Annotated in this window: 10 protein-coding genes; 3 read left to right on the forward strand and 7 right to left on the reverse strand. The window is 47.5% G+C overall.

The genetic code is table 11. The features are described from left to right. Window positions 1–167: 167 nt before the first annotated feature. The 3 genes from NBZ79_RS17385 (at window position 168) to NBZ79_RS17395 (ending at window position 2366) form a co-directional block, all read left to right on the forward strand. The gene (locus tag NBZ79_RS17385) at window positions 168–1187 is read left to right on the forward strand and encodes an NADPH:quinone oxidoreductase family protein (RefSeq protein ID WP_251933872.1); all 1020 of its coding nucleotides are present in this window, start codon (window positions 168–170) and stop codon (window positions 1185–1187) included. Window positions 1188–1213: 26 nt separating this feature from the next. After that, window positions 1214–1450 (forward strand): DUF2164 family protein, encoded by a 237-nt coding sequence (locus NBZ79_RS17390; RefSeq protein ID WP_251933873.1) that lies wholly within the window; start codon window positions 1214–1216, stop codon window positions 1448–1450. A gap of 91 nt (window positions 1451–1541) precedes the next feature. Then, window positions 1542–2366, forward strand: coding sequence for an enoyl-CoA hydratase (locus NBZ79_RS17395; RefSeq protein WP_251933875.1), 825 nt, complete (start codon window positions 1542–1544; stop codon window positions 2364–2366). Between the two features lie 34 nt (window positions 2367–2400). On the opposite strand, the gene NBZ79_RS17400 is transcribed toward NBZ79_RS17395, so the two are convergent. The 7 genes from NBZ79_RS17400 to NBZ79_RS17430 all read right to left on the reverse strand — a co-directional run bounded on the left by NBZ79_RS17400 (window position 2401) and on the right by NBZ79_RS17430 (window position 12143). After that, a complete protein-coding gene (locus NBZ79_RS17400; RefSeq protein ID WP_251933877.1) occupies window positions 2401–4851 on the reverse strand; it encodes a methyl-accepting chemotaxis protein in 2451 nt (816 codons plus the stop codon). A 170-nt stretch (window positions 4852–5021) separates the two neighbouring features. Continuing rightward, window positions 5022–6299, reverse strand: coding sequence for an amidohydrolase family protein (locus NBZ79_RS17405; RefSeq protein ID WP_251933878.1), 1278 nt, complete (start codon window positions 6297–6299; stop codon window positions 5022–5024). Between the two features lie 24 nt (window positions 6300–6323). Next, window positions 6324–7265 (reverse strand): ABC transporter permease, encoded by a 942-nt coding sequence (locus tag NBZ79_RS17410; protein ID WP_251933879.1) that lies wholly within the window; start codon window positions 7263–7265, stop codon window positions 6324–6326. 13 nt (window positions 7266–7278) lie between these two features. After that, window positions 7279–8328: an ABC transporter permease gene (locus NBZ79_RS17415; protein ID WP_251933881.1), complete on the reverse strand. Its 1050-nt coding sequence runs from the start codon at window positions 8326–8328 to the stop codon at window positions 7279–7281. After that, entirely contained in the window at window positions 8318–9865 is a 1548-nt protein-coding gene (locus NBZ79_RS17420; protein ID WP_251933883.1) for an ABC transporter ATP-binding protein, read from the reverse strand. Before NBZ79_RS17420 ends, NBZ79_RS17415 begins: the two co-directional genes overlap by 11 nt. A gap of 61 nt (window positions 9866–9926) precedes the next feature. Next, a complete protein-coding gene (locus NBZ79_RS17425) occupies window positions 9927–10874 on the reverse strand; it encodes a BMP family protein (RefSeq protein WP_420854623.1) in 948 nt (315 codons plus the stop codon). 411 nt (window positions 10875–11285) lie between these two features. Then, window positions 11286–12143, reverse strand: coding sequence for a sulfotransferase domain-containing protein (locus NBZ79_RS17430; protein WP_251933887.1), 858 nt, complete (start codon window positions 12141–12143; stop codon window positions 11286–11288). Window positions 12144–12428: the final 285 nt, after the last annotated feature.

Raw genomic sequence — 12428 nt, forward strand, 5'->3', positions numbered from 1 at the left:
ACTTTCTCAATTTTAGGCCATATTTTATTTATTTTACGTTAAACCAGCGTGCGAAAAATCGATGTCAATTTTATACTGAAATACAAGTCAATAACTTGCTCTCGCCAAAGGTGCCGGTATAGTGATCCTGAAAGCCACAATAAAAATAAAAATCAGGAATTTTACATATGCGCGCGATCATCGTACGAAATTACGGTCCCTATCAAGAGGAAGCCAAATTAGAGACTGTCCCTAAACCTGAAGCGCCGGGCACCGGTGAAGTACTGATCCGCAACAAGACTGCAGGTGTAAGTTTCGCAACCTCCCTGAATATTGCCGGGAAATATCAACGAAAACCGCCCCTTCCCTTTGTTCCCGGCACTGAAGTCGGTGGCATTGTTGAAGCTGTTGGTCCTAACGTCAGCCGTGTTGCCGTTGGAGATCACGTGATGTGCAGTGTGGACAGTGGCGGCATGTCCGGCTTCAACGTCACCTCCGAGTTTTCGTGTCACAAAATTCCCATCGAAATGAGTTTTGCTGCCGGATCAATGCTCATAACCTCTTACACAACTTCCTATGGCGCATTGGTCCGACGCGCCAACCTGAAAGCCGGGGAAATACTTCTGGTTCACGGTGCCGCTGGAGCGGTCGGGCTCGCTGCAGTTGAGATCGGAAAGGCGGTTGGCGCGATTGTAATTGCTGTTGCCGGCGGGGAAAAGCATTGCCAGGCCGCCCAGCGCCACGGAGCCGATCATATCATCGATCATCGACAATCGAATTTTCGCGATGTTGTTATGGAAATCACGAATGGACGCGGAGTTGATGTTGTTTACGACAGTATTGGCGGAGAGGTCACACATCAATCAATACGGGCAATGGCCTGGGAAGGTCGCTTGCTAACCATTGGATATGCTTGCGGCGAAATTCCCCAAATTCCTGCGAATATGCTGTTACTTAAAAATATTTCCGCCATGGGGTTTAATCTGGGCCATTTCTTTGGCTGGTCGCCAGGAGGCAGTCGCGAACAGCATATCGACGTTCTGGACGAAATGGTTGCAGGCGTTTTAAAGCTTCACGCCGACGGTAAAATCAATCCAGAAATCGGAGCAGAATTCTCACTTTCGGATTTCAGGCAAGCCATGGATGCCGTCATCGACCGAAAAGTCGACGGTAAATGTGTCATCATGATTGAGAGTGAAGACTACTGACCGCAAACCTTATTCGCGGAGGAAACATGCGTATAAATTTGTCTATGGATAGAAAAGAAGAGATAGCGGGTGCATTATCGGGATTTTACCGGGAACAATTCGACGAGGAACTTAGTGAATATCGGGCAATGACGATTGTTGAGTTTATGCTGCAACGTATTGGACCATCGCAATATAATCAGGCCGTCACGGACGTCCGTAAATTTCTGGCTGAAAAGGTTGAGGAACTGGATACTGAATTCTACGAACCGGAAAATCCGTAGGTAATAAAGCTTTGGAATTGGCGGAAGATATTTTTTTGAATTGCTTCTCGTCTTCCAACCCCCATAACAACAAAAAATGAAAGGGATCAAAATGACATACGAGCATATAGCATTCGAAATACACGAGGGTGTCGCAACAGTGACACTCAACCGGCCGGACAAGCTAAATGCCTGGACGCGGCTAATGGAACGGGAAGTTCGCGATGCCATGGAACAGTCGGAACAGGATGATGCGGTCCGTGTCATTATTTTGACAGGCTCAGGCCGGGGGTTTTGCGCCGGAGCGGACATGGATTTGCTGAGCGGTATTGAAGACGGGTCTGAAAAACGAGAGCCTGGCGCTGTTTATGGAACCCGTCCTTACAATGTGGCTGTTCCTGCGGACTATCAAACCCAATATTCTTATTTTCCATCTCTCAGCAAACCTGTAATTGCTGCAATTAACGGTCCTGCGGCTGGTCTTGGCATGGTCGTGTCGCTGTATTGTGACATGCGGTTCGCCAGCCGGGATGCCATTTTTATGACGGCCTTCGCAAAGCGCGGATTAATCGCCGAACACGGAATTTCCTGGATGCTTCCGCGTTTAATCGGCCATTCGGCCGCTCTCGATCTTCTACTTTCGTCCCGTAAAGTAACCGCGGAAGAAGCATTACAGCTTGGCTTGGTTAATCAGGTCCATGAAGCCGATTCCCTGTTACCCGCCGTGCAAGCCTATGCGAAAGATCTCGCGACAAACGTGTCTCCTCGCTCCATGGCCGTGATGAAGCGGCAGGTCTACAATGCGCAGTTCCAATCTTTAAATGAAGCAGTAGCCATTGGAAATGAGGAAATGCTCAAGAGTTTTTCGAGTGAGGATTTCAAAGAAGGTGTCGCTCATTTCGTTGAAAAACGGGCCCCAAATTTTTCCGGTCGATAACCGCCAGATCCGAAGGAGTCCGATTTTTTTTCAATCAGCCGTGACGACGCTGTATGCCGGACAGAAATCCTTTGATTTGTTTTTGCATCTCGTGAAAATCTTCAACCATACTATTGGCTGCCGATTGTTGATTAGCCGCGGCCCCGCCGGTCTGCGTTGCATCTTCTCCGATTTCTATGACAGTTTCCGTCACGTGCAAGGTAGATCGGGCTGCCGACTGCGCATTCACAGTAATATCATTAATTGCGGCTAATTGAGTATCCACAGCTGCCGCAATACTGGACGTTGCATCATCCATTTGTGAAATCGTCTTCGTTATTTCGTCAGTTCGATCGACGGTAGTAGATGTGGCTTGTTGAATTGCCGAGACCTGGGAGGATATTTCCTCTGTCGCCTTTTCCGTCTGACTGGCAAGGCTTTTTACTTCGCTTGCGACGACGGCAAACCCCTTCCCGGCATCTCCGGCACGAGCGGCTTCAATTGTTGCGTTCAATGCCAAAAGATTTGTCTGGCTGGCTATGTTTTCAATCAGTGAAACCACTTCACCAATCTTGTTCGCTGTCTCCACCAAGCCCCGGATTGTTTCAGATGTCGAGGCTGCGTGATCCACAGCCGTCGCGCTGATTGATGAAGAATTTTCTACTTGTATCTTAATCTCATCCACGGACTTAACGAGGGTTTCGGCGCCTTCGGCAACTATCTGAACATTTTGGGTTGTCTCTTTTGATGTCGCATCCATTTCCCGCGTCTTGACAAGAGTTTGCTCAATCATCTGGGCCATTTCACCCGCGCTGCTTTTCACCTGGTCTGAAGCAGTTTCGACTGCCGACATTTTGCCGGCGATATTAGTATCAAAGCCGTCAATCAATGTTTCTATGCGTCTTACTTCTTCTTCGTCAGATTTTTTCTGCGCAACTATTTCATTCGCCCTGGTTTCCGCTTGTTGACGCTGCAAGTCAATTTCTTCCGCCATGGTTTCCCGCGCGGTTACATCTTCCCACGTCACCATGGTTTTGATGTGGTCACCGTTCGCGTTTAGAACAGCCGCGATCACCAGTTCCAGCTTCTTGTTGCCGATAGTAATAATCTCAGTAGCTGGAAGTTGTTTTTCGTCACTTATATTGACCAGTTTTTCCGGCTCGGTACCTATAACATCCCAGATTTTGACGGGCTTATCACCCTGATCAGCGGTATTTTCCAAGTCTGGATTCTGGCCGGCTTTATTAACGAAATAGGTACTCCCTTTCAGTCCGACCAAAGCCGTCGGCACGGGGCTGCTTTCAATCATATTTCTGAGCTGGAAGCTATCTTCCACGCTTTTTCTGAGCGTTGCAAGTGCGTTCACCATATCCAGGAATTCATCCTTACCGACTTTGGGAAGGTCAATATCCGTATGCCCTTTACTTATTTCCGTGAGCTTTTTGGAGAAATCGCGAATTTTACCGAAAAGGGAAAAATTCAGTAGAACCCAGCCAACAACCCATGCCAGAACAATTCCAGCTGCGATGAGGAGCATGGAAAAATTACGGATTTCTTTGGTCAGGGCAAGAAATTCACTCACATCTCTGGTCAGATAGCCGACCACCCAAACACCTCCGGTACTGTCTGGAATACTGACTTCCAGTTCATCCAGGATAAAAACAGGAGAGGGAGATACTTCTGCAACTTCTGCAATTTCTGCAGCTTCTGCAACCTCTGTAACTTCCTCATTAGATTGTTCATTCGCAATGTCCGGCGACGTTATCTCAGGGGGAGCGGCAAAATTTCGAAAATTATCTTCCAGAAGAATATTTCCCTTTTTATCCTTGAAAACAAGATCACCGTTAAGATATTCCCCTAGCCCCGTGAGATGCGGGAAAGGATTTGTGACAACTTCAATGAAACCGGCAAGCCGAAAGCCTCCAATCGGGGCAATCACACTGTGCACCGGTCGCCCGTCCTTCGTCCGCCAATAATACGCAACAGCTGTCCTGCTGGTTTTTTTATCCCGAGCTAGAAGTTTTTCATTCAAACTGGGAACCGAGGTGACAGTTTCCTTGTTTCCCTTTGACGATGTTGCCAAAAGCTTCATGTTCTTATCGAAAATGTTGGTGGTAACCAAAAAGAATTCCTGCCGTGTAATCACCGCGTCGTTATGAAAAGCAGTCGCTTGGATTTCAATATTTTCGGGCTTTTGCCCCTTGACCGATTTTACCAGTGGCTCATGCCGAGACCAGTTTTTTACTTGCGGAATAATCTTGTCCGCATACTGCAGCCTTACGCGGTCGTTGACCAGAAAAGTCAGAGTGTCAGACGCGTTGTCCTTGAAGCTTTGCAACGAAAACTCGGTAAATTTGTCGGCAATCAACGTCTGTCCTGCCAACAGGCCGGCTGAGATTACAACTGCCAACGCCACAAGTATGCGACGCGGCGTCCAAAACAGTTCAGCCTTTATGCTGTATGATTGTATTTTAGAGGACTTAGATTTGCCTTTTGTAAACTTCATTTTCATGTACATGTGCCACTTTGCTTGGAAAACATGTCCATAAAATGCGCGTTAAAACTTTAGATTGTGTTACTTTTTAGAAAATTTATTTCTATCTATAATTGAAATATTAGAAAAATCTACTGTAGAAAATTCGATATCTACTTGTGGTGACCCTATGTACGAAATGTTCAATTTCTCAGAAAATCAACCTGACAGGCTTCTTCGCCAAGGTTTAAGGAAGACCGAACTTCAGGCGTTTCGGCTATCACCAATCCGCGTCTAATTACTGCCAGCCTGGCTGGTCGCAATCTCAACGCCTCAATGTCCGAGCCCGCTTGCAGGACAACCATATCTGCATTGCAGCCAACATTCAGGCCGTAATTCTCTAGTCCCAGTGCCTTAGCCCCGTTTTCGGTAACGGCCCGATACATAGCTTTCATCTCTTTTTGCCCGGTCATCTGCGCCACATGAAGACCCATTGCGGCAACCTCCAACATATCGTGACTTCCGAGGGAGTACCAGGGATCCATGACACAGTCATGGCCGAAAGCGACATTGATCCCCGCCGCGTTCAACTCCTTAACACGGGTCATGCCCCGGCGCTTTGGATAGGTATCGTGGCGGCCCTGGATCGTTATATTGATGAGTGGGTTAGCAATCGCGTGGATGTCCGCTTCCTGCATAAGCGGAATTAGCTTCGACACATAGTAATTGTCCATTGAATGCATGGATGTCAGATGTGATCCTGATACACGTCCTGTCAGACCCAATCTTGTTGTTTCGCGCGCCAGTGTCTCGATGTGACGTGAATTGGGGTCATCCGATTCATCACAATGCATATCAACTCGAAGACCTCGATCCGCGGCTATTTCACACAGGCGGGTAACAGAAGCACCGCCGTCCGCCATAGTTCGCTCAAAATGTGGAATTCCGCCGACCACATGAACACCCTTATCAAGAGCTCGTAACAAGAGAGATTCCGCCTCGGGATCTCTATAAAATCCATCCTGCGGAAAAGCCACCAACTGCAAATCGAGATAAGGCTTGATTTCCTCAACGACTTCCAAGAGAGCATCGACGGCAAGAAGCGAGGGATCGCAAATATCCACATGTGACCGGATCGCGAGGTTGCCCTTAGCGATTGCCCAACGACACAGAGCGTGAGCGCGTGACTTTAAATCTTCCGCGGTCAGGAGTGGTTTAACTTCGCTCCAGAGTTCAATACCTTCCAGCAGAGTACCCGATTCATTTATCCGCGGGCGGCCGTAAGACAATGTCGCATCCATATGGAAATGGCTGTCGACAAATGGTGCCGATACAAAATATCCTTTTGCGTCATACTCCGTCAACGCTTCAGCTGCAATCTGCGGACTTATATCAACAATCAGGCCACCCTGACAGCCAATATCAACAAGATTATCGCCCCCGGCCAAGGTGCGCGCGTTTCGAACAATTAAATCTAGCATCCATTAGCTCCTTCGACGAACCTTCTATCGCTGCCCGCGTCTAAACGGTACAAGCAATGCCTTGGGGTACGCAGCTTTTCTCGACATGATAATAAGGGCAATGATACTGAAGACATAAGGCATCATCAGGTAAAACTGGTAGGGGATAAATGAACTAGATGCTTGCTGCACCCGAATTTGTAACGCGTCAAATGCTGCAAACAGAACGGCACCTAGAAGGGCTTTTCCAGGTCGCCAAGACGCGAAGATAACCAGTGCAACGCATATCCACCCACGTCCGTTGACCATATCAAAATAGAAGGCGTCGAAGACGGATATGGTTAAAAAAGCACCGCCCACGGCCATGAAAGCGCTGCCAACCATCACTGCGCCCATTCTTACACGATAGACGTCAATACCTTGAACCTCAACGGCCATTGGATTTTCGCCGACCATGCGCACAGCCAGACCAACGGGCGTTCTATAAAGTACGTATGCGACAACACCAACCATGATAAAAGCAACATATGTCAGTGGAGACTGGGTAAATAAAGCCTCCCCAATCAACGGAATATCTGCCAAAAACGGAATGGGGAACTCGTCAAAAGGTACTATTTTTGGCGGTGTAGTGACCCCCGGCAGCAACATCCGGAATGAAAAATAGCTCAAGCTGGTGGACAGCAGCGTAATCCCGATACCAGTAACATGCTGTGACAAGCCCATATATACTGAAAAAATGCTGTGCAGATAGCCGAACAGCATACCGAAAAAAGCGGCGACAAAGACGGCACTCCACAAGTCGCCGCCCTGGTAAACCCACATCCAGGCAACCATCGCCCCGGTTGTCATAATGCCCTCGATGCCAAGGTTGAGAACGCCCGCCCGCTCGCAGATAAGCTCTCCCAATGTGCCGAAGATTAACGGAGTGGCCATACGCACTGTAGCTGCCCAAAAGCCGACTGTGAGAAACATATCAAAAAATTCCATATGCGTTCCCCCCCTATCGCCAGCGAATGCGCATGCGTGTGAGCATCACGGCAAGCAACACTAAAAGAAGTGAGGCGGCTGTAATCACATCCGCAATATAATTGGACACATCCATGGCCCGGCTCATGGAATCTGCGCCATTATAAATCCCCGCTATAAATAAAGCCGAAATAACCACACCCAGCGGGTTCAAACCAGCCAACATTGCAACGGCGATCCCCGTATAACCGAAACCAGGAGATATATCGAGGGTCAGGTATCCTTTGGTCCCGGCAACTTCGGTGACGCCCGCACAAGCTGCCAGGCCGCCTGAAATCAACGCTGTCCTGATTACAGTTTTACTGATGGGTATCCCGGCGAAGCGAGAGGCTTCCGGACTAAACCCAACAGCCCGAACTTCCAAACCCCAACTACTGTATTTCATAAAGGCCCACATGCCGATTGACGCCACAACCGCGAAGATCAGTCCCCCATGCAGTCGCGTCTTAGCGACAAGGTTCGGCAGAATACCGTCATCAATTATGGGCGCACCTTGCGGCCAGCCCATCGCCAGCGGATCTTTCCAGGGTCCAAAAAGCAGGTAGTTTACCAGAAGCAACGCGACGAAGTTCAAAAGCAAGGTTGTAACAACCTCATCTACCTTTAACTGGGTCTTTAGGAGTGTGGGCAACAAAAGCCAAAGGCCGCCTGCCAGTATCCCGACAATGAATAAAAAAGGGATCATCAAAAGCGGCGGCAGTTCAATAAAACCAGTCCCAAAATACGTTGCAGCCAGGGCGCCCATGTAAAGCTGCCCTTCCCCGCCAATATTCCATAGCTTCGCACGAAATGCCACTGCCGCCGCGAGACCTGTAAAAATGAGAGGTGTGGCGCGAACCAGTGTTTCACTTAAGGCAAATTTTGATCCAAAAGCTCCTTTAAACAAGGCAACATAAGCCTCGAATAAGGGGGCTCCGGCCCAAACTATTAACCCCCCGCATAAAATTAGCACGACGAAAACAGCAAATATTGGCGCTGAAATTGTCATCCATAAAGGCGTGTTTACCCGCGGTTCAAGCAACATCACGTGCCCCCTTGCTATCGGACACGAAGCCTTCCCCGCTCATTAATAGACCGAGTTCCTGCAAAGTGACGTCAGCAACAGATATCGGCTTACTGACCTGCCCATGATACATCACAACAATAACATCCGAGACTGCAAGTAATTCTTCCAAATCTTCAGAGATGACAATAATTCCTGCACCATTTTCTCTCGCGTTAAAAAGTTGTTCATGAACAAAAGTAGCGGCCCCTACATCCAATCCACGTGTCGGTTGGTTGGCGATAATGATTTCCGGCTTGCCTTCTAAAACCCGGGATAAAATGACCTTCTGCATATTACCGCCAGACAGGCCGCGAACTATGGTATTCGGGTCTGCCCCGCGAATATCAAACGCTTTAATCAATGCTGCCGCATGTTTAAAAATGGTTTCTAATTTCAACAGGCCGAATTTGGAGAAGCTCGAAGTTTGATAATTTTCAAGAACCATATTCTCGGCAACCGTAAAATCTCCAATCACTCCTTGTTCGTGCCGATCTTCCGGAACACGTCCGACTTTTTTTTGAACCATAGCACGCGGAGAGAATTCCGTGACTTGCTCCCCTCTTATCATGATTGATCCGCTAGCAGGAGGTGCTAATCCGGCAATGGCTTCGGATAGGGGCTTTTGGCCGTTACCGGACACACCTGCGATACCAACAATTTCATTTTGCCGGACAGTCAGATTGACATTCTCGAGGACAGGTCGTTTTTCATCGTTCAAAACCCGAACGGACATCATTTCCAGGAGGCTGGGACCGGGCGAAAATCTGGTTCGCTTCGGCTGCGGGATTGTCTGGCCAACCATTTTTTCTGCTATCAGCTCGCGGGAGGCAGTAGCGGCCGGGAAAGAGGCAACCAGTTTTCCGTGCCGCAACACAACGATATCATCCGCGATGGCCAATACTTCATTAAGTTTGTGAGAGATAAATATAATGGACAGGCCCTTCGCCACCATGTCTCTCAATGTCGCGAAGAGCTGGTCGGTTTCTTGCGGTGTTAGCACGGCCGTCGGCTCATCCAATATCAATATTTGCGCATCTCGATATAGAGCTTTCAAAATTTCAACTCGCTGCCGTTCTCCGACGGAAAGTGAGGAAATCATGGCGTCGGGATCGACTTTCAACCCGAACTCGACAGAAAGATTATTCAGACGCTCTCTCGCTTCAGTTTTCGCCTGGGTCAAATGCCATAATTTCTCTGTACCCAGAATGATATTGTCCAGCACAGTGAGATTCTCAGCCAATGTAAAATGCTGATGGACCATTCCGATTCCGAGTCCGATTGCTTCCGCTGGGCTATTGGCATTCAGCTCCTTGCCAAAGGCCTCAATGCGCCCTTCATCAGCCGTATAATGGCCGAAAATAATATTCATCAATGTGGTTTTGCCTGCTCCATTTTCTCCGAGCAGAGACAAAACCTTGCCTTTTTCCAACTTGAAGGTAACGCTGTCGTTAGCCGCCAAATTTCCGAATCTCTTGGTTATTTGGTCGACTTTCAGGACGATTTCAGTTTGTGCCACTTAACCCCCGCAGCCGTTATAAATGAAAAGGTGCGGAATAAATCCGCACCCGTTCTCATTTTTAAAAAGTGGATTTCGGTTGCTCGTCGATAATCTCAACCTCGAAACTTCCGTCCATTATCTGCGCGGTCAGTTCCTCAACCTTGGCCTTTGCTGCAGCCGGAACCTTTGCATCAAATTCATAGAAGGGAGACAAAGAAGCGCCGCCCTTTTGCATCATCGTCCATTCCTTGTAGTTTTCAGCTTCAAACTTTCCGGCCTTAACATCCGCAATGGCGTTATTGATGGCTGCTTCCATATGCCACAAAGCAGAGGCAACCACGACATCCGTGCCATTTTCTTCCTTGTTCATGTCATTGACATTGCCAAATGCAATTATTCCTTTTTCCCGCGCGGCGTCAACGACTCCGGCACGTTCCGCATATAAAACATCAACACCGGACTCCATCTGGGCAAACGCGAATTCCTTGGCTTTCGGCGGATCATACCAGGAACCAATGAAGGAGACCTTGAATTCCACGTCCGGATTGACAGATCGAGCTCCTGCCATAAACGCATTGAAAAGACGATTTACCTCACCAATTGGATAGCCCCCGATCATGCCTATTTTGTTCGTTTTCGTCATCGAACCGGCGAGAACACCCATCAGGTAGCAAGGTTCATGAATATAGTTATCGAAAACGGAAAAATTATCACCATGCTCTTCTCCGGGATCACCCATCAGAAAGGCGATCTGAGGGTAATCATCTGCGACTTTTCGCGCTTCACGGCTGATGCCAAACGCTTCGCCAACAATGAGCTGCGCGCCACCTTCGGCATATTCCCTCATCACCCTTACATAGTCGGTATTTGCAGTCTTTTCGGAAAAAACGTAATCGATTTGTCCGGCTTTCTCGGCTTCAACAAGGGCACGGTGCAATGTACCGGCCCATTTTTGCTGGACTGGTACCGTATAAATACCAGCAACTTTAATTTTCTCCGCCTGTGCGGCAAATGCCGTTATCATCATCGTAAATGCTACGACAATGATCGACACGATCTTCCTTAATTGCATTTCAATTCTCCCCGTTCTTACAAAATAATTACAACTTCTTGTTGTCAGTATTTCAAGAATTATGCCAACGTTCGATGGTCAAAAGCGACGCGATACTATGCACGAAAAGTCGTCATTATTATTGATTATTTCTATGCTATTTGCGCCAACCCCCCTCGCAGTCGCCTAAAGCTTAGGCAACTGTATAGATGTTAGGCAAAAACTGACCATGTGGTCAAGTTTTTATCACGGAAGATTTTATGAGATGAAATCGGTGACTGATTATCAATCGACGCCGGAATACAATTATGCGCCGTGACTTTCAAAGTTTTGCGATATTGTATATGGACAAATCTGTTTCAGGCCGGCTTTGAACTAGCCCGCGATTTATCCGGCTCGGCTTATCCCGATTTTTGAATTTTGAAGATACCCGTGTTCCTCCATTACATCGAAATTAGCATCAATAACTCGGCTGATTTGATCGTCATTCAATATATTTTTCCACTGCCCGGCTTTACCAACCCGAAAAAACCGGTCCGTTTTATCCGATTGTTCTATAAAGCCCTTTTCCTGTTCTTGCTTGCGCGATGTATCAAATGAAGAGAAGTTTATTGCTTTTTTAAGTCGAAATTTTGGAGGCGATAAGCCAAGGAATTTAGCCAGCCCGCCAAACGCTTTTTCAGGCTTGTACAGCATATCTTCGTATCTCAAAATATGCAGCGCTGACTTGTTAACAGCCCTCCAGGACATGACGTGGTTCGACCAGGAGCCGAGATGCTCGGCTGTTTGCGTAGTGTCAGAAGATATTACAGAATGTTTATCATTCAGCATATCTATGCCGTCATCCAGCGAAATTCCGAAATGTTCTGCTAACGATATAACCGTATCAAGCGGATTTCTAAGAACATAGATGGCACCCGCGGTATATTCTGGCGTAATTAACGGAACTCCATGTACTTTACTCATGCTATTGTGAGTTTTGACAAATACCGAATCTGACCTTAACCGGGTAAAAGCTCTATGTATTTTGGGAGTCAGAGCAACAACTTCTTTTTCCGTAAAACTATCAACAGGTCGACCGGTAACCTTTTCGAGCCAGTATTCGTTGCTGCTGCCGATTGTGAGACTATTAAGGTTGTTGATACTCGCCGGCTCGTTTGTATTGAGAAGCAGGTTATGCAGAAAGACACGAAGCCAGGTATTCCCGGATTTCGGATATGATGCCAACCAGATTATCCCGCCCATAGCATAGATCCTGCTTCAATTTATCTTGATTTTTTGCAATGCATCAAAATTTTCGCGCCGCAGCATTACGTTTGGGGAAGCCTACGTAAAGTAGATTCACAAATCAATTTACATCTGCCTGTTTGCGCCGTCATTCACTTGATATGTGACAGTTGTTACACTTCGAAATGCGGAAATTTCGTAACAATTAATCCAGACATAAAAACAAATTTCGGGACTAACCATTTACGTTCGCCTATTATATGAAAAAGTAAATGCAGGGAAATGTTGGTCGCAGGACTGACA

Origin of the sequence: Sneathiella marina (genome assembly GCF_023746535.1) — a bacterium.
Taxonomy (GTDB): domain Bacteria; phylum Pseudomonadota; class Alphaproteobacteria; order Sneathiellales; family Sneathiellaceae; genus Sneathiella; species Sneathiella marina.

Coding starts and splice junctions, on each gene's coding strand:
- NBZ79_RS17385 (WP_251933872.1), top strand. CDS start 168: ATGCGCGCGATCATCGTACGAAATTACGGTCCCTATCAAGAGGAAGCC.
- NBZ79_RS17390 (WP_251933873.1), top strand. CDS start 1,214: ATGCGTATAAATTTGTCTATGGATAGAAAAGAAGAGATAGCGGGTGCA.
- NBZ79_RS17395 (WP_251933875.1), top strand. CDS start 1,542: ATGACATACGAGCATATAGCATTCGAAATACACGAGGGTGTCGCAACA.
- NBZ79_RS17400 (WP_251933877.1), bottom strand. CDS start 4,851: ATGAAGTTTACAAAAGGCAAATCTAAGTCCTCTAAAATACAATCATAC.
- NBZ79_RS17405 (WP_251933878.1), bottom strand. CDS start 6,299: ATGCTAGATTTAATTGTTCGAAACGCGCGCACCTTGGCCGGGGGCGAT.
- NBZ79_RS17410 (WP_251933879.1), bottom strand. CDS start 7,265: ATGGAATTTTTTGATATGTTTCTCACAGTCGGCTTTTGGGCAGCTACA.
- NBZ79_RS17415 (WP_251933881.1), bottom strand. CDS start 8,328: ATGTTGCTTGAACCGCGGGTAAACACGCCTTTATGGATGACAATTTCA.
- NBZ79_RS17425 (WP_420854623.1), bottom strand. CDS start 10,874: ATGATGATAACGGCATTTGCCGCACAGGCGGAGAAAATTAAAGTTGCT.
- NBZ79_RS17430 (WP_251933887.1), bottom strand. CDS start 12,143: ATGGGCGGGATAATCTGGTTGGCATCATATCCGAAATCCGGGAATACC.